The 24249-nt window shown below is 38.2% G+C and carries 27 protein-coding genes; 16 read left to right on the top strand and 11 right to left on the bottom strand.

Going from position 1 to position 24249, the window contains the following annotated elements; translation table 11 throughout:
• The first annotated feature begins 15 nt into the window (after nt 1-15).
• From ovoA to MLC35_RS08845, 4 genes are read left to right on the top strand one after another with little or no spacing between them, the layout of a single operon-like run.
• Nucleotides 16-2115 carry a 5-histidylcysteine sulfoxide synthase gene (gene ovoA / locus MLC35_RS08860; protein ID WP_434636625.1) on the top strand — a complete coding sequence of 700 codons (2100 nt, stop codon included), beginning with the start codon at nt 16-18 and terminating at the stop codon, nt 2113-2115.
• Nucleotides 2100-3296: a pyridoxal phosphate-dependent aminotransferase gene (locus MLC35_RS08855; protein WP_434636623.1), complete on the top strand. Its 1197-nt coding sequence runs from the start codon at nt 2100-2102 to the stop codon at nt 3294-3296. The genes ovoA and MLC35_RS08855 overlap by 16 nt, the downstream gene beginning before the upstream one ends.
• Nucleotides 3289-3510 (top strand): hypothetical protein, encoded by a 222-nt coding sequence (locus MLC35_RS08850; RefSeq protein ID WP_434636621.1) that lies wholly within the window; start codon nt 3289-3291, stop codon nt 3508-3510. Before MLC35_RS08855 ends, MLC35_RS08850 begins: the two co-directional genes overlap by 8 nt.
• Nucleotides 3511-3936, top strand: coding sequence for a hypothetical protein (locus MLC35_RS08845; RefSeq protein WP_434580142.1), 426 nt, complete (start codon nt 3511-3513; stop codon nt 3934-3936). It begins immediately after the preceding gene.
• Here MLC35_RS08845 and MLC35_RS08840 read toward each other — a convergent pair.
• Nucleotides 3911-4084 carry a uracil-DNA glycosylase gene (locus MLC35_RS08840; protein ID WP_151899810.1) on the bottom strand — a complete coding sequence of 58 codons (174 nt, stop codon included), beginning with the start codon at nt 4082-4084 and terminating at the stop codon, nt 3911-3913. The genes MLC35_RS08845 and MLC35_RS08840 overlap by 26 nt on opposite strands.
• Before the next feature lie 81 nt (nt 4085-4165).
• On the opposite strand from MLC35_RS08840, the gene MLC35_RS08835 reads away from it, so the two are divergent.
• Complete coding sequence (locus tag MLC35_RS08835; RefSeq protein WP_346389893.1) at nt 4166-4861, top strand: dUTP diphosphatase; 696 nt, start codon at nt 4166-4168, stop codon at nt 4859-4861.
• A gap of 3 nt (nt 4862-4864) precedes the next feature.
• Entirely contained in the window at nt 4865-5437 is a 573-nt protein-coding gene (locus MLC35_RS08830; protein WP_346389894.1) for an ABC transporter ATP-binding protein, read from the top strand.
• On the opposite strand, the gene crcB is transcribed toward MLC35_RS08830, so the two are convergent.
• From crcB to MLC35_RS08795, 7 genes are read right to left on the bottom strand one after another with little or no spacing between them, the layout of a single operon-like run.
• Entirely contained in the window at nt 5427-5816 is a 390-nt protein-coding gene (gene crcB / locus MLC35_RS08825) for a fluoride efflux transporter CrcB (RefSeq protein ID WP_151899813.1), read from the bottom strand. The genes MLC35_RS08830 and crcB overlap by 11 nt on opposite strands.
• Entirely contained in the window at nt 5785-6483 is a 699-nt protein-coding gene (locus MLC35_RS08820; RefSeq protein WP_434636618.1) for a lysophospholipid acyltransferase family protein, read from the bottom strand. Before MLC35_RS08820 ends, crcB begins: the two co-directional genes overlap by 32 nt.
• Nucleotides 6461-7507, bottom strand: a complete 1047-nt coding sequence (locus tag MLC35_RS08815) for a hypothetical protein (protein WP_434636616.1) — start codon at nt 7505-7507, stop codon at nt 6461-6463. Before MLC35_RS08815 ends, MLC35_RS08820 begins: the two co-directional genes overlap by 23 nt.
• Complete coding sequence (gene purQ / locus MLC35_RS08810; RefSeq protein WP_346389896.1) at nt 7504-8178, bottom strand: phosphoribosylformylglycinamidine synthase I; 675 nt, start codon at nt 8176-8178, stop codon at nt 7504-7506. Before purQ ends, MLC35_RS08815 begins: the two co-directional genes overlap by 4 nt.
• Complete coding sequence (gene purS / locus MLC35_RS08805) at nt 8178-8417, bottom strand: phosphoribosylformylglycinamidine synthase subunit PurS (RefSeq protein WP_151899817.1); 240 nt, start codon at nt 8415-8417, stop codon at nt 8178-8180. The genes purQ and purS overlap by 1 nt, the downstream gene beginning before the upstream one ends.
• Before the next feature lie 3 nt (nt 8418-8420).
• A complete protein-coding gene (gene purC, locus MLC35_RS08800; protein ID WP_151899818.1) occupies nt 8421-9134 on the bottom strand; it encodes a phosphoribosylaminoimidazolesuccinocarboxamide synthase in 714 nt (237 codons plus the stop codon).
• Between the two features lie 5 nt (nt 9135-9139).
• Nucleotides 9140-10450 carry a S41 family peptidase gene (locus tag MLC35_RS08795; RefSeq protein WP_151899819.1) on the bottom strand — a complete coding sequence of 437 codons (1311 nt, stop codon included), beginning with the start codon at nt 10448-10450 and terminating at the stop codon, nt 9140-9142.
• Nucleotides 10451-10560: 110 nt separating this feature from the next.
• Here MLC35_RS08795 and MLC35_RS08790 point away from each other — a divergent pair, with 110 nt between their 5' ends.
• The 10 genes from MLC35_RS08790 to MLC35_RS08745 all read left to right on the top strand — a co-directional run bounded on the left by MLC35_RS08790 (nt 10561) and on the right by MLC35_RS08745 (nt 20618).
• Nucleotides 10561-11076, top strand: a complete 516-nt coding sequence (locus tag MLC35_RS08790) for a shikimate kinase (RefSeq protein WP_151899820.1) — start codon at nt 10561-10563, stop codon at nt 11074-11076.
• A complete protein-coding gene (locus MLC35_RS08785; RefSeq protein WP_151899821.1) occupies nt 11069-11503 on the top strand; it encodes a thioredoxin family protein in 435 nt (144 codons plus the stop codon). The genes MLC35_RS08790 and MLC35_RS08785 overlap by 8 nt, the downstream gene beginning before the upstream one ends.
• Complete coding sequence (gene hisD, locus MLC35_RS08780; RefSeq protein ID WP_434636613.1) at nt 11503-12792, top strand: histidinol dehydrogenase; 1290 nt, start codon at nt 11503-11505, stop codon at nt 12790-12792. The genes MLC35_RS08785 and hisD overlap by 1 nt, the downstream gene beginning before the upstream one ends.
• Before the next feature lie 261 nt (nt 12793-13053).
• The gene (locus MLC35_RS08775; RefSeq protein WP_151899823.1) at nt 13054-13689 is read left to right on the top strand and encodes a 4Fe-4S dicluster domain-containing protein; all 636 of its coding nucleotides are present in this window, start codon (nt 13054-13056) and stop codon (nt 13687-13689) included.
• A complete protein-coding gene (nrfD, locus tag MLC35_RS08770; RefSeq protein WP_434636611.1) occupies nt 13689-14612 on the top strand; it encodes an NrfD/PsrC family molybdoenzyme membrane anchor subunit in 924 nt (307 codons plus the stop codon). The genes MLC35_RS08775 and nrfD overlap by 1 nt, the downstream gene beginning before the upstream one ends.
• Nucleotides 14613-14625: 13 nt before the next feature.
• The gene (locus tag MLC35_RS08765; RefSeq protein WP_346389897.1) at nt 14626-17901 is read left to right on the top strand and encodes a molybdopterin-dependent oxidoreductase; all 3276 of its coding nucleotides are present in this window, start codon (nt 14626-14628) and stop codon (nt 17899-17901) included.
• A 78-nt stretch (nt 17902-17979) separates the two neighbouring features.
• The gene (locus MLC35_RS08760; protein WP_346389898.1) at nt 17980-18630 is read left to right on the top strand and encodes a TorD/DmsD family molecular chaperone; all 651 of its coding nucleotides are present in this window, start codon (nt 17980-17982) and stop codon (nt 18628-18630) included.
• Entirely contained in the window at nt 18627-19727 is a 1101-nt protein-coding gene (locus MLC35_RS08755) for a 4Fe-4S dicluster domain-containing protein (RefSeq protein ID WP_434636609.1), read from the top strand. Before MLC35_RS08760 ends, MLC35_RS08755 begins: the two co-directional genes overlap by 4 nt.
• Nucleotides 19724-20149 (top strand): hypothetical protein, encoded by a 426-nt coding sequence (locus tag MLC35_RS08750; RefSeq protein ID WP_434636607.1) that lies wholly within the window; start codon nt 19724-19726, stop codon nt 20147-20149. The genes MLC35_RS08755 and MLC35_RS08750 overlap by 4 nt, the downstream gene beginning before the upstream one ends.
• Nucleotides 20150-20159: 10 nt before the next feature.
• Nucleotides 20160-20618 (top strand): hypothetical protein, encoded by a 459-nt coding sequence (locus tag MLC35_RS08745; RefSeq protein WP_346389901.1) that lies wholly within the window; start codon nt 20160-20162, stop codon nt 20616-20618.
• On the opposite strand, the gene MLC35_RS08740 is transcribed toward MLC35_RS08745, so the two are convergent.
• The 3 genes from MLC35_RS08740 to MLC35_RS08730 are packed head-to-tail and all read right to left on the bottom strand — an operon-like array spanning nt 20611 to nt 24222.
• Entirely contained in the window at nt 20611-21762 is a 1152-nt protein-coding gene (locus MLC35_RS08740) for a hypothetical protein (protein ID WP_346389902.1), read from the bottom strand. The genes MLC35_RS08745 and MLC35_RS08740 overlap by 8 nt on opposite strands.
• Nucleotides 21743-23314: a vWA domain-containing protein gene (locus MLC35_RS08735; protein ID WP_346389903.1), complete on the bottom strand. Its 1572-nt coding sequence runs from the start codon at nt 23312-23314 to the stop codon at nt 21743-21745. Before MLC35_RS08735 ends, MLC35_RS08740 begins: the two co-directional genes overlap by 20 nt.
• Nucleotides 23311-24222 (bottom strand): VWA domain-containing protein, encoded by a 912-nt coding sequence (locus MLC35_RS08730; protein WP_434580128.1) that lies wholly within the window; start codon nt 24220-24222, stop codon nt 23311-23313. Before MLC35_RS08730 ends, MLC35_RS08735 begins: the two co-directional genes overlap by 4 nt.
• Between the last annotated feature and the right edge of the window lie 27 nt (nt 24223-24249).

Raw genomic sequence — 24249 nt, 5'->3', positions numbered from 1 at the left:
GAAAAAGGAAAAATATTGAGTAAACTAAGTATGTACCCGGTCACACTTGATGGAGAAAATATTGAGAAAAAACGCAAAGAGATACGCGAGTACTTCCATAATACCTTTGATCTGTTTGAAAAAGTTTTTGAATTGTTGCAAGATGAGTCTGTGTTTTACAAGAAAAGCGAACCGACCCGTCATCCAATGATATTTTATTTTGGACATACAGCGACCTTTTTTGTAAACAGACTTGTAAGTATGCAAATAATTTATGAAAGAATAAATCCTGAATTTGAGTCTCTGTTTGCTGTAGGCGTGGATGAAATGCGTTGGGATGATCTGGACGAGTCACGCTACAGGTGGCCTGAAGTCTCTGCAGTGAAAAATTACCGGGATGCTGTTCGAAAACTGGTAGACAGATTGATCATGCAGTTGGAGTTTAGCTTACCGATAAAACAGGACTCACCAATGTGGATTATACTGATGGGGATAGAGCATGAACGTATTCACATAGAGACATCTTTGGTACTGCATCGTCAAATGCCTCTGGAATATATCAAAGATGTTCCTGAATTCAATATCTGTACACACTCTTCAGATGCGCCTCAAAATGAGATGATAACACTCAAGGGCGATACAGTTACTCTGGGAAAAGCCAAGAATCATCATCTGTATGGATGGGATAATGAATATGGCAGCTATGAAGAAGTTGTTAAAGATTTTCAGGTTTGTAAATTTCTTGTCAGCAATGGCGAATTTATGGAGTTTGTCAATGACGGCGGATATGAGACAAAAGAGTACTGGGATAAAGAAGGGTTGGTGTTTTTAGAAAAATCCAATGCAAAGCATCCTCATTTTTGGGTCAAAAAAAACGGAGTCTTTAAGTACAGAGCGTTAAGCAAAATTATAGATATGCCGCAAGATTGGCCTGTAGATGTGAATGCTCTTGAGGCAGAAGCATTTTGCAGATACAAAAGCAAAAAAGAGAACAAAGAGTATCTCCTTCCAAGTGAGGCAGAATATGAGTTGATATATAAAAAAGCCAATCTTAAAGATGTTCCTGCCCTGCATGAGAGTCGTGCAAATATCAATTTTTATCATTATGCTTCCTCCTGTCCTGTTGATGAGTTCGGTTTTAACGGGATTTATGATGTTATAGGAAATGTATGGCAGTGGAGCAGAACACCGATACGCCCTTTTAAAGGTTTTGAAGTGCATGCGGCCTATGACGACTTTTCTGTGCCTACTTTTGATGACAAGCATGCTATGATACTCGGTTCATCATGGGCCAGCAGTGGAAACCTAATCATGAAACACTCTCGGTATGCATTTAGAAAACACTTTTTTCAAAATGCCGGTTTTCGCTATGTTATAACACAAAACAGCAAAGATGACCGTGGAGATATCTATGAGAGTGATGAACTTGTTTCACAGTATTGTGAATTTCAGTATGGTGACACGCATTTTGGTGTTGAAAATTTTGCCATAGCCTGTGCAAAGATTGCTGCAAAATATGCAGCAAATACAACAAAAGCACTGGATTTAGGCTGCGCAACAGGAAGAGCCAGTTTCGAGCTTGCAAAAACATTTGACAAAGTTGAGGGTATAGATTTTTCTGTACGTTTCATTCAGGTCGGTTCCAAATTACAAGAAGCAGGCTATGTTGCGTTTACATGTAAGGAAGAGGGTGAACTCAGTATCAATAAAAAAGTGACTCTGCAGGATTTGGGATATGAGCAGTTGGCTGAGAAAGTCTCTTTTTGGCAGGGAGATGCCTGTAACCTGAAGCCTGATTTCACTGCGTATGATTTGATAATGGCAACGAACCTCATAGACAGACTTTACAACCCAAGACTCTTTTTGGACACGGTAGACCAAAGACTCAATGCCGACGGTATACTGATGCTTACCTCTCCCTATACATGGCAGGAAAGCTCTACAAAAAAAGAGTTTTGGCTTGGCGGATACAAAGACGAAAACGGAAATGCAGTCAGAACAATAGAGCGCCTGAAAGATATTCTGCATGATAAATTTGAGCTTTTACATGTAGAAGATTTGGAGTTTGTCATAAAAGAAACAGCAAGAAAATATCAACATACCGTTTCACAGGTAAGTGTATGGAAAAAGCGTTGAAGAAGTACAGTTTTGATACAGCCAGTGAACGTGAAGGCAGCAATGCGGAAAAATATGTTTTAAGAGAACAGCTTTTCGGTACACAGGATGTCCTTCCTGTATGGGTAGCAGATATGGATATAGATACACCACAGTGTGTTTTGGATGCTGTGAAAAAAAGACTCCGGCATCCGGTAATGGGATATGAAGAGGTACCGGAGTCCGCATTTATGGCACAGATTGCATGGATGAAACAAGAGCATAATGTTACTTTTGCATTGGAAGATATGTTCTATTCCCATTCTGTTGTAGCATCGATGCATACTGCTATAGAGGCTTTTACAAAAGAGGGAGAGGGTGTTATCGTACAAACACCTGTCTATCCGCCTTTTTTCCACAGTGTTTTGCAATTAAACAGAAAACTTGTTAAAAATCCGCTTACATGTAACAAGCAGGGAAAATATGAATTTGATATAGAAGATTTGAAAGCAAAAATTGATGAAAATACAAAGCTTTTACTGCTGTGTTCTCCTCATAATCCTGTGGGAAGAGTATGGAAGAAAGAGGAACTTGAACAGATACTGGAAGTTTGTCTACAACATAATATTGTCGTTTTTGCGGATGAAATACATGCTGATCTGGTCTATGCACCATACAAACATACTCCGTTTGCCGAATTAGGCTCACGGGCAAAAGATATTACACTTACCGCAATTGGCGTAGGAAAAACTTTTAATATGGCAGGTTTTGCAATAAGCACAGTAGCCATCCCGAACAAAGAGCTGCGGGAAAAATTTAAAAAAGCGTATGACAAAGTGCATTTTGCCCAAGGCTCATCTTTGTCACATGTAGCATTTGAAGCTGCCTACAAAGAAGCAAAAGAGTGGCTTAGAGCATTGAAAATTCATTTATATGAAAACTATTCAATGCTGAGCGCACTTGCAAAAAAGTATCCGCACTTTATAAAGGTAACACCGATTGAGGCGACCTACCTGGCATGGATTGATTGTCGCGGTATGGGCTTAAAAGACAAAGAGCTCCGTAGCTTTTTTATCAAAGAAGCAAAACTCGGACTTAATCCCGGTATCAGTTTTGGCAGAGAAGGCAGTGGGTTTATGCGCTTGAATTTTGCGCTCAGCTCTGCTAAAATGGCAGAGGTCGTTCAAAGACTTGAAAATGCATTGAGGAAAATAAGTGGCTAATATAAACTGGAATGAGTATAAAGAGTATAAAAGATACACAGTAAAAAATGACAATTTCGCAATATTGCTTGATTTCATTAAGAGTTATTATAACATGACAAACCCTTTTGAAATCTTTGAAATACTTGTTCAGGACGAAACGGCAAAAATGATGCTGGATAAACGCAATATAACAGATCCGGAAAAACTGGAAAATTTTATGTTTCAAAACTAAATGAAGAAAGAGTTAAAAAAAATTACTGCGTTTATTCAAAAACATCATGTGATGAGCCTGGCAACAACAGACAGGGACCGACTTAGCGTTTGCAGCCTTTTTTATGCGTATGACACGAAGAGTCTCTCTTTTATCGTAGCAAGCAGTGAAGAGACATTACATGTAAAGCATATTTTAAAAAATCCGTTTATTGCAGGGAATATTTTACTTGAAACACAGGAAGTCGGAAAAATTGAGGGTTTACAGTTTCGGGGGGAAATGAAGCAACTGCAAAACAGTGCTTTGAAAAAACTCTATTTTAAAACCTTTCCGTATGCATTGGCAATGATGCCCAAACTCTGGCAAATAGAAGTGCATTATTTTAAATTGACTGATAACAGACTGGGTTTTGGAAAAAAAATTATTTACGAACCGTTTTCACTTTAAACAAGGAGCAATCAGCCCCACTGCTGTTTAAAACCACCATAGAGGGAATCTGTACGGATTTAAATCCGTACGCTTTGCATCCATGCGGTTTTGATGCTTCCCAGGTTACATAATAGTATTCACATTTTCTACAATTAATTCTTTTCATAAATCTCTCTCTTTAAGTAAGTAATTCTAGCATATTAGATAAAATAAAGAAATGAATTTCTTCCAGATTAAAAGGAAACAGATGAATAATAAAATTTTTTTGATGCTGCAACTGCAAAACCAGCTCAACGATGCAACCAATGGTGAAGAGTGGACAAAAGGCATAACAAAAAACGGCAAGTCCATTAACTGGAAACGCTGTATATATATGGAGTGCGCAGAGATGGTGGACAGTTTTGGCTGGAAGCATTGGAAGAGTATAGATGTCGAGCCTGACTGGCAAAATCACCAGATTGAAGTTATAGATGTCTGGCATTTTATTATGAGCCTGGCAATAGAAGAATACAGTAAAAATTTACAAGGCGGCATCGAAGATATAGCGATAGACATATCAGCTTTGAAAGCACTCGGTGGCATAGAATCCGATGCTGCAGCATTTGCATCGCAGGAGGATGTGATGCAAAAAATTGAAAATCTTATACGCATTGCTGTCTCAAAAGAGAGCATTGCTTTAGAAGAACTGGTATCAGAATTTTTTGATTTGGTCAGTATGAGCGGCCTGAATCTAGAGACGCTTTATCGTCTTTATGTAGGAAAAAATATACTCAATCAGTTCCGTCAGGATCACGGATACAAAGAGGGCAGTTATATAAAAATCTGGAAGGGTGAAGAAGATAACGTTGTGATGAAAAGAATATGGGAAGAGCACGCTGATGTGACTCCTGATGAGCTGTATAAAAAACTTGAACAGGCCTATCCTGCAGAAAGTGAGAGCTGATTTTTGCAAGATACTGTTTTAGAGATAAAAAATGTAAGCTTTGGCTATACAAATAAGAAGCCTCTTTTTGAAAACTTTTCACTGTGTTTAAAACAGGGGGAGTTAAAGGCTATAGTCGGAGAGAGCGGAGCCGGCAAAAGTACACTTTTTGAACTTATACTCGGAAATCTCAAACCACAAAACGGTACGATTAAAGTTTCAAGGGTGTCTGAGATTTTTCAAGATCCTTACAGTTCCTTTCATCCGAGTTATACATTATTGCACCAAATAAAAGATGTGGCATCTTTGGATAATCTCAACAGTTTGATGGAAAATATGAGTTTTGAGTATGATCTGCTTTTAAAACTGCCGCATGAACTCTCAGGCGGACAGCTTCAGCGTGCATCTATCATAAGAGCTATGCTTATGAAGCCGCAACTCCTTTTACTGGATGAACCGACATCGGCACTTGATAATGTGATTCAGCTTGAAGTGATGAAAATGCTTATAAAAAATCTTGACTCAATGGGAATGCTTTTGATTACCCATGACATGGACTTGGCATCCTGGTGCGCAGATGAGGTCATCAGGATTTGAAAAAATGGTTGATGAGATAATAACCGCTTCCCGCCATAAATACTGTTCCAAAAACATTCAGTGCCATATTTAAAAGCCCCAACGCGATACTCCCTCCTTCCAAAAGCAAAAAACTTTCAATGGCAAAGGTGGAATAGGTGGTCAATGCACCTAAAATTCCTGTTGAGAGAAAAGATTTCATATGGGGTGTTAAAAAAGTTGAATACATAAAATATGCCAAAAGCGCACCCATAATAAAACTTCCTATGAGGTTGACACCAAGTGTCCCAAAAGGGAGTTCATGCGGTACTCTGTGGGAAATAAGCCCGTTAATGTATGAGCGTAATACTGCTCCGATAAATCCGCCGCTACCTATTGCAAGTATTGTTTGCCAGCTCATGATCATATACCTTTTGCATTTTTTTTCTTAGTTCATTTAACCAGTCCGGATCATTTTTATCAGCAATAAAAGAGTCAAGAAAAACAACTTTTATATTTCGGGGAACATAATAAAAACGTTTCAGATCATAGCACTTTGCAGTCTCTATAAGAACGATAGGCTGCACTTTGAGCTTGTATTGATCTGCTATGACTTTGGCTCCTGACTTGAAAGGGAGCATTTTGGCTCCTTTTGAACGTGTGCCTTCTGGAAACATTGTAATGACTCTTTTCTTTTTCAGCCTGTCTTTGGCAGCACGAAGCAGTTTGATGAGAGATGTTTTGCTCTCCCTTTCTACTTCTATATCTTCTGGCATACTCATTGCCAAACCAAAAAACGGTACATCAAAAAGAGACTTTTTTGCAACCCATGTTATATCTTTATTTGTAACAGTCTCCAAAATACCGATATCCAAATCACTTTGGTGGTTTACTAAAAACATTTGTGCATCGGGGTCTTCTTTTCCTTCGACTGTTGTAGAAAAAAATGTAGTGAGCCTGATAAACCATGCTACTGCTTTTCTTGCATAGGGACGAGGTAAAATCGGATATAAAATTATGGAAAAAGTCAGCCCTGTAAAGATAATGAACGTGGCATAAGCCCAACTAATATGAGCAAGTATCTTCATTTTTCACCCAGCCTATTTTATTGTTTTTCAGTTTTACTTTTATAAAGTTTCGCACCTGTCCTTCTTTCGTTAAATGGTATTGTGTTTGTGTTGTTTCAAATACAGTAGAGTTGTCTACCGGCAGCAGATAAAGAGGTGTACCCTCTTTGATACATACTTTTTTCTGGGGTATTGCCAGATAAATTATATAAATTAATGGTATGATAATAAAAATCAGATAGAAATATTTACGACGTACAAGAATTAGAATAAAACCTAAGAATGCCACAGCAGCCGCTATATACATCTTGATTGTATCATGTGACTGGTCTCGCGGTCGCAAGTCACTTTGTGTGGTAACACTGTCATCATTGACTATAATCGGGATCGTGACTAAAGCATAATCATTTTTAAGCAAATTAAAATAGGAAAAAGAAAAATTTTCTATTTTTTTGTCAATAATAACAAAATATATAATTTTCCCTTCCCTGTAGTTACCGGAAATTGATTCAAGTCCCTGCTTGTATACATGTTTAAAACGGATTTCATTCAGATCAGCGTTTTGTGCTGAGGCAACAAATATAACAATGTTGTGTGTATCGTCATACACTGTTGTTTTATACTCTTGAACAGTAAAACTATTGGCTATGATATTGGAAAAGTTTTCCCCGGGATTGAGTGTAATTACATTAAGGTTCGGACCTTGAAGCGTTGTGCTGTTGTAATCATGGGGTGCCATTAAAAAAGCTTCAATATCGGGAAGTTTTGCCTGTTTTTGTGTTGCCAGCATATGAAAAGTATCAAAATAATACTTTCCTTTTTGCACTCTCTGGGGTGCTTCATCAAGGATTTTGATACCTTGATGATTTGAAAATTCATACAAAACATCATCAAAGTTTTTTACTGTTGAGAGTGTTTTGTAAGTTACGGGAAATATTTCACCTTTAATAACTCTTGTCGGAATTTCATCATAGCTGAGATAAATCACTTTATTTGCAAAAAGTGATGTGATGAAAATGAGAGCAATTAAAAGTGCTTTGATCACGACGCTAAAAATCCTTCTAGCATTTTTATTCCGTCATCGCTTCCCAAGAGAGATTCCATAGCGCGTTCTGGATGCGGCATAAGGCCAAAAATATTTTTTTCTTTATTGCAAACACCTGCAATGCCTGCAACACTTCCGTTAGGATTTTGTATTTCACCGTTTGCGTCAGTGTATTTCAAAAGTATTTGTCCGTTGGCTTCAAGCTCTGCCAGACCCTCGTCATTTATGTAATAGTTTCCGTCATGGTGTGCTATTGGTATATTTACAACATCGCCGGTATGCAGTTTTTTTAAAAAAATATTGTCACAGTTTTCTACACGAAGATGGTGATGTTTTGAAATGAAGTGCAGCCCTTCGTTCCGCTTCAGTGCGCCGGGAAGAAGTCTTGCTTCTGTTAAAACCTGAAAACCGTTACAAATACCTAAAATTTTTCCGCCATTTTCTGCATACTCTTTTACTGCAGACATAACAGGGCTGAATTTCGCAATAGCACCGCTTCTGAGGTAATCACCATAGGAAAACCCTCCTGCTACTACAAGCAAATCAGTATCTTCGGGTATTGTTGTAGATTTGTGCCATACTATCTGTGTTGTCGCACCAAGTTTTTCAAAAGCATACTGTGTATCATATTCACAGTTCGTTCCCGGAAATTGTAAAATAGAAACTTTCATTATACAAGCTCTATAGTATAGTCTTCAATTACGGTGTTTGCCAAAAGATCTTCACACATTTTTGTCACATCAGACATTGCTTTTTCTTTATCTGTTTCATTAATTTTGAGTATGATCTGTTTGCCTACACGAACATCTTCAACATTACCAAATTGCAGAGAGTTAAGGGCATGATGTACAGCTTTTCCCTGCGAGTCTAATACGCCTGCTTTTAAAAATACATTTACTATTGCTTTCATTTGTTATTTTCCTAAAATTCTGTTTAATACCTGCTCGTAAGCTACTGTAACGCCACCTAGTCCTTGTCGGAATCTGTCTTTATCCATTTTTTCACCACTTTGTATGTCCCAAAAACGGCAGTTGTCCGGTGAAATTTCATCAATGAGAATGATATTTCCCTCTTTGTCTTTTCCGAATTCAAGTTTAAAATCAACTAAATTCAAACCTTTCTGAGCAAAATAAGGCTTTAAAATATCATTTACCTGTCGAGCCATACGGCGAAGTTTGTCAAGCTCATCCTGAAAATCAACCAGTCCAAGAATCAGTGCATGCTGGTCATTGAGTTTAGGATCACCAAGTTCATCATTTTTGTAGTCAAATTCTACAAGAGTAAAAGGAAGAACCGTACCGTCTTCAATGCCAAGGTTGCGGGTAAGACTTCCCGTTGCAATATTGCGAACAATGACCTCTATGAGGATAACATCAACTTTTTTATGAAGCATGTGATTGTCATCAAGCATTTTCACAAAATGAGTAGGAATGCCATTTTTTTCCAAGAGTTTGAACAATTCTGTAGAAATTTTATTGTTCAGTGCTCCTTTTCCGACTTCGCTGGATTTTTTTTCGCCATTAAATGCTGTTAAGTCATCTTTAAATTCAGAAATGACTAAATTTTCATCTTCTGTCGCGTAGAGTTTTTTTGCCTTACCTTCGTAAAGTAATTCTTTTTTTTTCACGTTTTTTATCCTTTCATTATAACAAGAGCTTTTATGATGTCAACGGCTTCTTTGAGTTGAATGTCTTTGTTGAGCATTTCTGGCGTAATTATATCTTTTTTATCTTTTTTATCTTCTTTAGTCTCTTCTTTTTTCCCGTCAACTTTTTCAAGTTCTTCCTGCAGATGTTTTTTCAGGTCTGCTTCTTTTATGGCAAACTCATTTTTATGTGTTTTAAGCTCACCTGGAATAACGACTACGTCAGGCTTCACGCCTACCGCCTGAATGGTTCTTCCGCTTGGGAGGTAGTATCTGGCAATAGTAAGTTTTATTGCTTCTGTTTTTGTAATAGGCAGGACAACCTGTACACTTCCTTTGCCAAAAGTGTTTTCTCCTACGAGCACAGCGCGTTTGTGGTCTTGCAGAGCCCCACTGACAATCTCGCTGGCACTGGCACTGCCCCCGTTGACCAAAACAACCAAAGGAACCTTTGTCAGAGTGTTTGAGGCATGAGCGCTGTAGGTTTTGTTTTCAATTTTTCGTCTTCCTTTTTGGGAAACTATCACGCCGCTGTCTACAAAAGAGTCAACCAGACCTACTGCCTGGTCAAGTAATCCGCCGGGATTGTTTCTTAAATCTAAAATAATACCTTTAGTGGAAGCTTTGCGTTTATTTATCTCTTTCGTAACATCTTCTACAACTTTTTTGTCAAAACTGGCAACGCGTATGTATAAAATATCATTATTTATTACTTTTGCGTGTACAGATTCTATTTTGATTATATCACGGACAATATGGATAGAAAGAGGCTTGAGTTCTCCCTCTCTGACGATGAGCAAATCAATAGGTTCTCCGACTTTTCCCCGCATAAGGGATACCGCTTCATCTATAGTCATGCCAATAGTAGATTTGTCGTCAATTTTTAAAATTATATCACCTGCTTTGAGCCCTGCTTTATCTGCCGGTGTTCCGTCAATAGGAGATATAACTGTGAGTGCACCGTCTTTCATACCAACAGTAATTCCCAGACCGCCAAATTCACCTTCTGTCTGTACTTTTAATCGTTTGTAATCTTTTTCTGTCAGATAATTTGAATGGGCATCAAGATTTTTCATCATACCGTCAAGTGCTTTGTCTATAAGCTCTTCTATCGTTACATCATCAACATCATATTGTTGTACTATGCTGATGACTTTCGTGAATTTCTCCAAAGCCTGAAGTCTAGAAGCCTGTGCATCTTTTATGGAACTCTCTGCAAATAAAGAAGAAGAAAGCATAAGCGCTATTGATGTCGCAACCGATGCAAATCCTAGAGTGATAAACTTTTTGTTTTTCATAATAAACCTACTGTTGATTTTTTAAAGAAGATATTATACCAACAGTTGATAAATGGAAAACTTTTATGCTAAATATGATAAAATCATTTTAAATTTGTATGGGATATCAAATGAAAAACATTGTACTGATAGGTTTCATGGGTGTAGGCAAAGGAAGTATAGCGCGCGAAGCGCTCAAATATTCTTCGTATATGACGATAGACACTGATGACATTATAGAAAGCATGGAAAACAGAAAAATTAAAAAGATATTTGAAGAAAACGGTGAAGAGTATTTTAGAAAACTGGAAAAACGGGTTGCAAAATGGCTGGAAACAAGTGTACATGATACGCTGATTTCTACCGGCGGCGGTTTCTACAAACAGACAAATTTACAAAAAATAGGTACAATTGTTCTATTGGATTCTCCTTTTGATGCTATCATTAAACGATTAAAAGAACACCCCAATGCAACAAGAAAATTGAAAAAAAGACCGTTGCTTGCTGATTTGAAAAAAGCAAAAAAACTTTATGATGAACGACGACCTCAGTATCTGAAGTTGGCAGATATCATCATAGATGTTACTGGAAAATCAGCACAGGAATGTGCAAAAGAACTCTTAAAAAAGGTAAAAAAACATGGGTAAATTATTATTGGTACTGGCATTTGTATTCACAACATCTCTGATGGCTGATGAGATACACTGGGCAAAAGACTATCAAGAAGGGATGGTTCAGGCACAAAAAGAGCATAAACCTGTTCTTTTTATTATTTCAAGTCACTCTTGCAAATACTGTCTGCTTCTTGATAAAACAACACTTAAAGATGAAAAAGTTGTGCAAAAGATAAATAAAAATTTTATTGCTGTTCGTTCATGGACGGACAAAAGAGATTATATTCCGGCTGTACTGGCACAAAATACTCCGGGCCTTCCGGGAATATGGTTTTTGTTACCAAATGGTGATCCTATGTTTCAGCCACTTTTGGGATATGCAAAAAAAGATGTGTTTTTACAGGCATTAGAGATAGTGCAAAAAGAATTTAATACAAATCAAAAGAGAGTGAAAAAGTAATGATATTTGTAAAATCCAGTGATAATGATTTTGATGGAAAGTTTGAAGAACTTTTAGCGCGCGGAAAGATGGATATTGCCCATGTGAGCGGCATAGTAAATGATATTATTGAAGATATAAAAACAGATAAAAATCTGGCTTTGCGATCACATATCAGTAAGTTTGACAACTGGACACCAAAAAATGATGCAGACTTGAAAATAACGACTGCATCTATGCAAAAAGCCTATGAAAATATTGACAAAAAGCTTAAAGATGCCCTGCATCTTGCCTATGACAGAATAAAAGCATATCATGAAAAGCAAAAACCGAAATCATGGTTTGATACAGAAGCAAACGGAACGATTTTGGGACAGCAGGTGACTCCGGTTGAGAGTGCAGGGCTCTACATTCCGGGAGGAAAAGCAGCTTACCCCTCATCTTTGCTTATGAATGTTATTCCTGCGCAGGTTGCAGGTGTTGAAAATATTATTATCTGTACGCCGACACCGGATAATGAACCAAATGAGCTTTTACTCGCTGCCTGTCATCTTTGTGGTGTGAGTGAGGTATATAAAGTGGGTGGTGCAAGTGCTATTGCCGCAATGGCGTATGGAACCGAGACAATACCGAAAGTGGATGTTATAACAGGACCCGGAAATATTTTTGTGGCAACTGCAAAAAAAATGGTTTTCGGTGAAGTCAATATTGACATGATAGCCGGGCCAAGTGAAATAGGTATTTTGGCAGATGAGAGTGCAAATGCCAACCACTTGGCTATAGATCTGCTTTCTCAGGCAGAACATGACGAAATGGCAAGTTCTATTTTGATTACACCCTCGCAAAAACTGGCCGATGCTGTAAAAGATGAAATTGAAATATGGCTAACAAAACTTTCACGCCAGGAAATAGCCAGAAAATCCATAGAAGAAAGAGGGGCAATCATCGTAACAAAAGATATGGATGAAGCCGTTGGTTTGATGAACAAAATAGCGCCCGAACATCTTGAAGTCGCTACGATGAGCCCTTTTGAACTTTTGCCGTATATCAAGCATGCCGGAGCAATATTCTTGGGACACAACACACCTGAGGCTATAGGCGACTATGTTGCAGGACCAAACCACACGCTTCCTACTGGGGGTACAGCAAAATTTTATTCACCGCTTGGTGTTGAAAATTTTATGAAAAAAAGTTCTATTATTTCATTCAGTAAAAATGCTATCAATGAGATTGGAGAAGAGTGCGCTTTGATTGCAAATACAGAAGGATTAACGGCTCATGAACAGTCTGTCCGTGTTCGCCTAAAATAAATAATTATCTGATTATAATATATTAGTTATAAAATTTTATTTTATAACTAATATAAATCTTTGAAATATTAATTTTCCCGATATACCCATTACAAAAAAATTATCAAAAATATATCACTCTTTTATTACTTCTTTAAGGTTCATGCGTTAATATATCTACAGTAAAAAAAGCCTGAAATGCCGCGCATAAGGGCTTCTTTTAGTGTTAATAAGTCGTAGTTATAAATCTTAAAAAAGCCACTGAAGGCCAAAGGAGAATATATGCAATTAGGTTTCCTAGTTGATTTACACCTGTGTATGGGTTGTAAAGGTTGTGAGATCGCATGTAAAGTGGAAAATGAAGTTCCGCTTAGTACATGGAGACTTCGTGTTAAATATGTAGATGTGGGAACTTTCCCTGAAACTAAGAGAACATTCACCCCTCTTAGATGTAATCATTGTGAAAATGCACCATGTGAAAGAATTTGTCCGGTATCCGCTCTTCACTATATTGAGAATGGTATTGTAAACATTGACAAAGAGAGATGTATCGGCTGTGCCGGTTGTGTAATGGCCTGTCCGTACGGTGCAATATACATTGATCCTGAAACGCAGACTGCTGATAAATGTACCTACTGTGCACACCGTATTGCATCTTCGATGATGCCGGCCTGTGTGGTTGCATGTCCGGTAGAAGCAAATATTTTTGGTGACTTGGAAGATCCTGCATCAAATATTTCAAGATATATTCAAGATCACAGAGATGTACAGGTTCGTAAACCTGAGAAGGGAACAAATCCTCATCACTATTATGTCGGAGCAGGACAAGCGAGTCTTAATCCTCTTGCATCAAGAAGAGAAGAAGGGTATAACCTGTTTAACAATATTACAACACTTCCACTAGGGGGGCATCACTAATGGTACATGAAACTTTAGCAGCAACAAATGCTGTAGTAACTCTAGATGTTGCAATTCCTGATATATTCTGGGGTTGGTATGTAACAATGAATATGTGGGCAAAAAGTATCGGTACCGGTCTGGTATTTATGCTTTTTCTTTTATTAAAGAAAAATCCGAGTGAAATGAACGGACTGCGAACGCCGGTTATGATTGCTTCTTTTGTCTTTATGAATATTTTCCTGGTTTTCACATGGTTGGACCTGCATCAAATGTGGAGAATGTGGCATATATTCTTTTATCCTCACTGGACATCAGCAATTACAGTGGGTGCCTGGATGGCAACACTCTTTGTAGGTCTTGAATTTGTCATGATTGCAGTAATGATCAGAAAAGAGAAATGTTTGCTGACAAAACAGCCTACCGCCTTTTTTGATAAAACACTTTTTTGGGTAACGCTGCTGGCAATTCCAGTAACACTTTATACTGCCGGTATTATGGCTGAAGCAACAGCAAGAGAATTATGGCAGATGCCGACAGAATCAGCACAAATGATTTTGGCAGCAACACTTTCCGGTTCTGCGGCAATTATCCTTCTCGGCGGTTCTAAATTAAGCGATGAAACGAAAAATTTCTTTGGAGCGATTTTAGGATTAAGTGCTTTAATGGCATTTATTATTTATATGTCAGAGTATATTTTCGGTGCTATGAAAGCTGAAGAAGTTGCAGCTATCTTAGGCTATGTTAAAGGCGATGGTGAGTATGCTACAATGTTCTGGATTGGACAGTGGGTTGCATATATCTTACCAATGATACTGGTTGCGCTTTCACGAGTAAGTAACAGTAGCAGTCTTTTAAACCTCGCAGCTATTTTAGCTATCGTAGGTCTGTGGGTAGTGAAGCATGTTTGGCTAGTTATTCCACAATTATTACCAATGAGTTAAGGAGAAAGTATAAATGTATTTACAAAGTAGAAGAACATTTTTAAAAGGTGCTGCATTCAGCGTAGCTGGTGTAGCTATTGCTAAAGGGGTATTTGCAACAGATGCAATTGCCGAATCTGTTAGCCAAAGTAAGTTTACAAACACTCCTGATACAATTTCTTTTTATCCTGACCAATCAGAGTGGGACAATTTTGCGGAGCTCGACGGAGATGACTGGAAACGTGGCGGTATCGAACGCCATGGCGTAAGATCTGCCGACAATCCTGACGGTATCCAGGTAAACAACTATACAATTGTTCCAACAGTCTGTTCAAACTGTGAAGCGGGTTGTGGTCTAACTGCATGGGTTAACAAAGATACTATGACGGTAAGAAAGTATATGGGTAACCCATTACACACAGGTTCTCGAGGCAGAAACTGTGCCAAAGGGTATGCTGTAACTTCTCAAATGTACGATCCTGATCGTATTCCGTTTCCTATTAAACGTGCGCCGGGTTCAAAACGTGGTGAAGGAAAGTGGGTTCGTGTAACATGGGATGAGGCAATGGCTGCTATCGGGAAGAAAATGCATGACACACTTGCAAAAGGTGATGAGATTTCTAAAAAATCTATCATGTACCATGTCGGTCGTCCAAACGAAAACGGCTTTGGTCCGCGTGTTCCGCAATCTTTAGGAATTGACGGATACAATTCACATACCAATATCTGTTCGGCAGGGGCTCGTCAGGGAACTATCCAATGGGCAAATGATGACAGAAACTCACCGGATTGGGCAAATGCAGATCTGATATTCTTACAGTCTTCACATGCAGCAGATGCGGGTCACTATTTCCAACAGTCAGCCGGTTTGATTGCTGAAGCGCGCAAACGTGGTGCAAAAATGGTTGTTATTGACCCTAGAATGAGTAACTCAGCGGGTATGGCGGATTTATGGATTCCGTGTTGGCCGGGAACAGAAGCAGCACTTTATCTATATTTGACAAACCGTATTTTAAATGAAAAGAAAAAAGACGGGTCAGATATTGTAAATCATGAATTTGTAAAAGAGTGGGTTAACTGGGACAGACTGATGGCCAACAAAGATTATCTGCAAAAGATGATTGGATACGGATATATCTCTAAAATGCCAAAAGATGACAGTTATGAGTCTTTTATAGAAGTTGCAAAAGAGTTGTACGCTCCGTATACTAAAGAGTTTGTTGTTAAAGAGTGTAAACTCGAAGGTATGGAATATAAACTGGATGAACTGTGGGAGATGTTTGTACCTGCAGGAGCTAAAGTTGCTACATATTTATGGCGTGCAGGACCAATCGGTCACCGTGGTGGCTGGATGAATACACGTGCAGGTTTCCTGCCTCTTGTTTTTGTCGGAGCTATGCGTGGAGATATCGGTGGAGTAGGTATGCACCACTGGCATGAAATTTCAGTTGCAGGAAAAGGTGACAAAGCCACAGTTGCAGGAAAACACCCTGAAAAAACTGATGCATGGAATGAAATTGCATGGCCGCCGGAGTATCCTATTTCAACATATGAGATGGGTTACATGATGCCACAGATTATGATGGATGATGCATGGCATGAGAAATGGACGAAACGCGGACTGAAGATTCCTAAATCTATGGCTGTTTATGTTCCAAGAATGCACAATCCTTTATGGATTAATCCGGATGGATTCAGATGGATAGAAGCACTCAAGCGTGAAGATAAATTTGAATTGTCATTTAACCTCTCTCCTACCTGGTCTGAAACAAACTGGTACTGTGATTATGTACTTCCTGTTGGACTTGCGGGTGAGAGAAACGATCAACAGTCAACGCCTTCAAAACCGGAACAGCGTATAGAATTCCGTCAGGCGGTTCTTCGTGTTGCTGCTGAAAAATCAGGTTGGAAAGCAAAAAGACCGGAACGTGCTACACTTGAAGCACACATGAAATTCGGTCTGGGTGAAGTATGGGAAGAGAGTGAATTCTGGCCAAATCTAATTGTAGATTATGTAGATCCGGATGGTTCATTGGGCATCAGAAAATACTGGGCAAGTAAAAAAGATCCGTCCCGTGCGGTAACTGTTCCTGAGTATTTTGATGCGGCGATGAGTCTTTTACCGAAATTAAAAGCCGAAGCGACAAAACTGTATGCAAAAGAAGAGTTCCCTGTTTACAGCTACATGAGAGATCATGGTGCCTGGACAGAAAAAACTGATGTATACAAGCCTCAGGAAGAAGAACTTGAATTTGACGGAACATATTACCATGCACACGGTCATAAATATTCCAAAGACGAAGTTACCAAGGATGAATTCGGTGCATTATGGGTACAAGACGGAAACTTCAAAAAATCTATCGGTGCTGAAATTGACGGAGAACTTCGTGAAGGTTTCCATACATTGAGTAAAAAGCTTGAATTTTTCTCTGAGTGGTTGGCTGAAGAATGGAAATGGCCGGAGTATGCTATTCCAATCTATCCGAGAAATGATGCAGAGAGCGACAAAATGGTACACCTTGTAACACAGGTTCACCATAAGCACATGAAAGCGGACAATGAATTTGCACTCAATACGATTTATCGTCTGCCGTACAATATTCATACGCGTTCTGTGAACTCTAAACACTTGATGGAGATTTCACAAAACCACAATCCTATTTGGATCTATACAAAAGATGCTGAAAAACTCGGTATCAAACGCGGAGATGCAGTTAAAGTACAAATACAGGATACTCTTACAGGTATTAAAAGCGGTTACTTTATTGCAATGGCTGTGCCAACTGAAGCAACACGTCCTGGTGTTCTTGCATGTTCACACCATGCAGGCCGCTGGAAACTCAAAGACTCTGTAACTATTCCGGGATTTGAGCATCAGCTTGGTATTATGAGTTTGGGTTCTCCTAAATATGAAATGACTGATGACGGAAAAGTCGGAACAATGAAACCGACTGAAGGTATCAAACCGCATCATGCATGGCAGTTTAAAGAGTACAACAAAGATCTTGACAATATCTGGTGGGATGGACTCAGTGGTGCATGGCAAAATGCGGTAGCCCCTTGTCATCCGGATCCTATTGCCGGAAACCACGGCTGGCACCAAAAAGTTATCATTACCAAAGCAGGTGCTGATGACAAAATAGGTGATATTAAAGTGAACTATGAAAACAACTTTAAAGTGTATCAGGCATGGAGAGATCAGTTGACTCGTCCGTTGACTGCGGCAGACAAACTACGCCGTCCATATCATATTAAACGTCCGGTGAAACCAAGCCAAAAGGCTTATGAGTTCAATATAAAAGACGTTTAACAACAAAGGTAAAGCCCACTTCAAGTGTGGCTTTACTATACTTCTAATATAAGAAAATTTCCAAAAGGCACATTTTTAATGAATAATGATTTAAAACAAGAGCAGATTGCAAGAATAAATTTGTATGCACTTATCTCAAGAATAATGATGAGTGAAATTGATGAAGGGCTATTAAAATCAATAGAAGAAGACGAAAATATGCTCTCTTTTTTTCCAACATTCAAAGAATGGAAAAAACGAAAAGAGCTTGATTCAAAAGATTTGATAGAAAGATATCTGAATGTTGATTTTACTAACCTTTTTTTACTCCATCTTATTCCGTATGAATCGTTCTACACGAGAGATGATCAGATGCTTGAAACAGGTGGCGACAATCCTGTACAGGCCATTTTTAATGCTTTTGAATTTAATGTACAGCTTGACAAAGCACGAGTTATGGCTGCTGACCATATAGCGATTGAACTTGAGTTTATGTATGAACTCTGCAGAGCAGAGCTAAAGGCACTTGAAGAGGGGAACTCTAAAGTGGCACAGGAGATAGCACAGATTCAGTACGGTTTTATGCGAGACCATATTTTGGAGTGGGCGCCAATGTATCTGTTAAATGTGAAAAGTGAAGCAGGCACGGCTTTTTATTTTGATGCGGCTGATTTGGCTTTGGAGTTCATTATGAGTGACTTTGAATACCTCACAGAATTAAAAAACAGCGGATATAATCACCAAGCATGAGCCTTTTAACTTTAGATGTCAGCAAATGCGTACATACTTCAAACAAGTTTGCAATATGTGACAAATGTGTGCAGGCATGTCCTGTTCAAACAATTCATCTGGAAAACTCTGCAATCTCTTTTACACCGAGTGAATGTGTTGGATGTGGAGGCTGTAATGCAGTTTGCCCTACTGCGGCATATACACTGGATGATTTTAACCCAATGAATTATATTTTCCAGTTTTTAGAAGATGAAAAGAGTGTGCTTACATGTAAGGACGAAAATTTCCCCTGTATAGCCTCATTGAGTGTTGAAGAGTTATTGAGTGTTGCATTGATATCTTCAGAAAAAATTACTCTGGATGTGGGACCCTGTGCAGAGTGTGAAATAGCAAAAACAAATCTTGCTGTTATAAACAACAGAGCAGAAGAGGTGAATTTCCTGCTTGAAGCGATGCAACAGGAAAAAAGCCTAAATGTTGCAGCATTAAATTTTGAAATAAAAAAAGAAAGTGATACTTTAAGCCGGCGTAAACTGCTCTCAAAAGAGGGTGTCAAAACTGCAATATCCATCAAGCATCAACTCCAAAATGAAGTTGATGCGAGTGATACGAATGTAAAGACACATACAGTTACAGCAAAAGATATTATGAAAATCAAAGAGAAGAATATACCGGACAGGCGAAGTCTGTTGCTTATGGCTATGAAACGTGCCAAAGTGCCTGAAATGTATCATACGATTTCTGTAGAGGACATCTCATTTATTTCACAAAAGGATCTGGATGAGACTACATGTACCAATTGCCAGATGTGTTACAGAATTTGTCCGACCGGTGCTCTGAGCTCAGATCACAGAGGCAGTAAAATTGATTTTAATCCGCTCGCCTGTGTACAGTGTCACAGCTGTCATGATGTCTGCGAACCGCATTCTCTCACACTGAGAAAAACATTTTCGCTCAGTACTTTTTTTGAACCGAAAATTGAAACCCTGGTGCGTTTTGACATTAAAAGATGTGATGAATGCGGGAACTTTTTTGCCTATCAGGGTGGAGAGAAAATCTGTAACAGATGCAGGATTGAAGAAGAAGAAGCAAAAGAACTATGGGGGATACAATGAGTGAAAGAATGGCAGAAGTCGAGACAATGAATGCTGATGACGGGATCAAAAAAGAGACAAAGCTCTTTGGGCTTATTGCTGAACATGCCAGTCCAAACAGACTGTTTATTTTACTTAACAAAGAGATAAAAGCAAATAATGCCGATGCCATGATGATACCGATGAATATACGCGAAGATGATTTTTATTATACACTTTCAAATATGAAAAAGTCTCATGTCAACGGTGCATATATAGCAGAAGAATATCAGGAGAGTGCAGTAGAACTGCTGGATGAAGCAGATGAATTTGTACAGGTGTATAACAAGTGTGATTTTGTTTTAAGAGACGGTGAACGACTGATCGGAACGTATCTTGAGAAAAACAGTACATTGCTTGGCGAAGCTTTAGCAAAAGAAATATTTGAAAAATATATAAGATAGGAAGACAATTATGGATATAAAAGATTTAAATGAATTAAGAAACGAATTTGAAATGATGCAAAAACAGGCAATGCAGGCTGCCTGTGATGACGGAAGCTGTGCAGAAGATGAGTATGAAGACTATCCAGACTATTTAAAGGCCATTTATGCAGAGATTATGCCTCCGGCAAAAAGCGGTATCTATTTTTCAAGATGGGATTTAAAACGCATAGCAGCTGAACTGGGCGAATCTTTTGCCATAGATGTACGTGAGAGAATGTTTAAAAATTTCATGCAGTGGATTGCTACACCCGAAGACATGCAGGCTGTTGTCAATGAATTTAAAAAACACATGGATATGAAATGTGATTTGTATCAAGAATATATGCAAAACTATCCGGCAATGAAAGAGATTTTCGAACCGAAAATTCAAAAAGCGGAAAAAGCAAAAAAATATCTTGACAAAGTCTATATCGAGTTTTTTACTTAAGCTTTTTCAGTATCTCTTTTTTTATTTTTCCGAGATTGAGGGGATGTTTTTTATGAATATCCGCCTCAAGCTTTGCAATCTCCTCATCTAAACCTCTGTTTTGATAATTCATTATTAAGAGCAAGAGCAATTCTTTTGCATCTTTTGCGCGTTTAATATCTGCAAACTCTTCTTCTTGTTTTTTGGTAAAAAATGATTTTTGACTGATTTTTGCGGTGAAAAATCCGGCTAAAAAAATCAGGGTATAGATGAAAAAAGTTTTTATCTGCGCAAAATTTATCCATGCTTCATTTTGTGGGGCATTTGTTTTGTCTAACAAGAGTGCAGGATTTGTTTTTTTTACTTTGACTTTATATGCTTTTGTATGGAGTGTGTAATAGCTGTTTTTGCGCGGGGAATAAACTTCTAACGCAAAAGAGGGGATTGTAAAATTATCTGCCGCGCTGAGGGCATATATATATTCTGTATTGATAATATACCCATCTTCTGTAAGCCTGGAAAGTTTGTCTTTTCTTTTTGAAAATATGCTTACATTTTCAATTTGCGTATTGAGGATATTCAATGCTGTTTCTTTGTAACCCGTACCGGAGAGTATATAATGCAGATTGACAATCCCGTACTGGTCAATTTCATCGGTGTCAATTGTAGAGCTGATTTTAAAATCTCCTACCAGGTCAACATGTTTTTTAAATTTTTCTACCTTGAGTGTTAAAGGTTTGAGCGCTATTTTTGTATCATAGGTGCTGATGGCTATACTGTCATCATGGTCATCAACATAACTTTGTTTGACAGCTTTGTCACTGGCGGTGCGAATAATAAAATCAAAATTTACATGCAGTGTTTTTGCTTTGAGTGCAAAGAGAATAAACTTAAAGATTGTCTTCGTGTTGTGGTAGCCTTTGTCCTGTATGCTTTTTTGTAAAAGTTTTACTTCATAATCAGGGCTTTTTTGCACATTAAAGGAAAAAAACATATGATCACTGTGGTTTTTCTGTTCCGCCTGAAAGGTAATGAGCAGAGGTTCTTTGATGTGGACACTTTTTTTATTGGTTGTAAGTTTGTAGGTTGCCAGCTGGCCTGCACCAAAAAGTGAGACAGTAAAAAGTATAAAAAGCAAAAATATCTTACCAAGGGTGTTTTTCATTTGTATATCCTTTGTTTATGAGTTCATAAGCTCTGTATCCCAGCTTGTATTTTGATTTGTTTTTCTTATTTACATGTAGAAGATTTTGGTTCTCTTTTTTCTTTTTGCTGTTTTTTCCGCTGCCGCTGCTTTTTTGTGAAGCTTTTTGCTGTGAGTTGGACGATGAGGCACTTTTGTTTGTGCTTTTTTTCTGCATTTGTTTTTTATCATCTTGCTTTTTGTGCTGCCTGTTGGTTTTTGGAAGCATTTGTCCGAGATTTTTTTCATCCTGAAGTCCCAGTTTATACAGAAGGCTGAGATTGTAAAAAGCATCTTTGTCAAATCCAAGTGCCAATGATTTTTGGTAATAGCGCATTGCTCGGCTGTATTTTTTCAAGGCAACAGCACAATTGCCGAGATTGTAAAAAATATTTTGTTTGAGTTTTGGATCTGTGGAACGTATTTGTGAAAAAAGTTCTACAGCTTTTTTGTAATTTTTTGCTTTGCAATAGGCAACTGCACTGTTATAGTAGCTTGCAGGGGAGGGAGAAAGCTTGAGAAACTCCTGTGCAGCAGCTGCATAGTTTTTATGCCTGTATGCCTGATTTGCTTTGTTGTGATGATAAAAATCCAAGAGCGAGGCCGCATGAACAGGGTATGGCAGAATGATAAAAGGCAGAAAAACAAAGAGTTGGTGCAGTTTTGTTACAGCAAGAAAGAAACTAAGCAGCGCTATAAAAAGCGGAAAAATAAAAAGTTCCCGGTAGCTGAGTACCTTTGTCGTTGATTCAACGGCAGTACCCTGTTTTTGAAGATCGCTGATGATTTCCTTTGATATATCTGAATCTGTGTCCAATTCATAATATTTTCCTCCGCACTCCTGTGCCAACGGTTTTAAAAGTGGATTTATTCTTGAAATTACAAGATTCTCGTTATTGTCCAAAATAGGTTTGTTGTTCTTTTTCAGAGTGGTTCCTTTTGTTGAACCTGTTGCAACGATATAGGGAATGATGCTATTTTTTTTACATATATCTACGAGGCTGGCAAGATCTTTGTCCTCGCCCCCGTCAGTGAAAATAATGAGATTTTTTTGTTTATAGGAAGTCTTGGCAATACTTTGAAACAAAGAGAGCAGGGAGGTTCCTTTTGTTAATATATATTTTGGCTCCAGAGAGTTGAGTGCCATCATACTGATGGTACTGTCTGTTGTCGGAGGTGAGATGAGCATGGCATTGGAGGTGAATGCAAAAATACTGAACCGATCCTGATTCAGTTGCCTAAGCAAAGAGGCAATATTTTTTTTTGCCACTTCATAGCGTGTTGGCTTCAGGTCATCCGCCTGCATTGAAAAGGATGCATCAAGGGCTATAATATAATCCTGTGCATCAAATTTTTGCTCGATCGGTTTGTTTGTAATGACCGGTCGACTGAGTGCGATGAGCATAAAAAACAGAGAAAGGTAGAGCAGGTTCTTTTGCTTTTTTGTCTTTTGCTGTGTCTCTTTTATATCATTCTTATAGTAAAAATAGAGTGGAATCAGAAAAGAAAGAATCCAGGGATACAAAAGTGTCATAAAACTTCCTTTTTCTGTTTTGTAATAAGATAGAACAGCAGGAGCAATGCCAAAGTAAGCGGATAGATAAAGAGATTTTGTTTATGAAGATAATGTTTTGATCGAATGGCACTTGGTTCGAGTTTGTCTATTTCCTGATAAACTTCTTGCAGCATCTTGACATCTTTAGCCGCAAACATTTTTGCACCTGTGTTTTTTGCTATGAGTTTGAGAAGATTGGCATCAAAAGAGGAGGTGTCTCCTATACCTATGGTATAAATTTTCACATGCTGCTTTTTTGCCCTTTGTACCGCCTCTTTTACAGAAACAGCACCACTGTTCTGATAGCCGTCTGTCACTAGAATAATCACTTTTTCTTTTGCTTTTCCTTTTTTGAGGATTTTGAGTGCAGTTGCCAGTCCTTCTCCTATAGCGGTACTTTCTCCTGCAATGCCCACATCAAAAAAATCCAGTAAAAATGCAACACTCTTCATGTCATAGCTCAAAGGAATGGCAGGATAGGCATAGCTTCCAAATATTGCTACACCGACATTGTCGTTGTAACGTTTGGATATAAATGAAGCTAAAAGTTCCTTGAGTGCATCAAATTTTCTTTTTTGCGGATTTTCTGAGTCAAATCCACTCTCCGCCATGGAACCGCTGGTATCAAGAGCAAAAACCAAATCTCTTCCTTTTCGCTTGGAAGAACTTTTTTGGTCATATACAATTGGTGAGGCAAGTGCAAAAATCATAGAGGAGAGAATCAGGGAATAGAGCAGTTTTTCCTTGTTGATGAAAGAGGTTTTTTTTGAAAAGAGATGTATGTGCGGGAAAATAATTTTTTTGAGCGTAAGAGGACATTTATATATGCAGATTACCAAAAGTAAAAGGATGAAAACATAAGGATATTCAAAGGTAAAATTATTCAATTTGTCACTACTTTTTGATACAATTAT

It is taken from the genome of Sulfurimonas sp. NW7 (assembly GCF_051132265.1).
Lineage (GTDB): Bacteria > Campylobacterota > Campylobacteria > Campylobacterales > Sulfurimonadaceae > Sulfurimonas > Sulfurimonas hydrogeniphila.
Note: the sequence above shows the minus strand (reverse complement) of the source record. Positions and strands in the feature narration are given on the sequence as shown.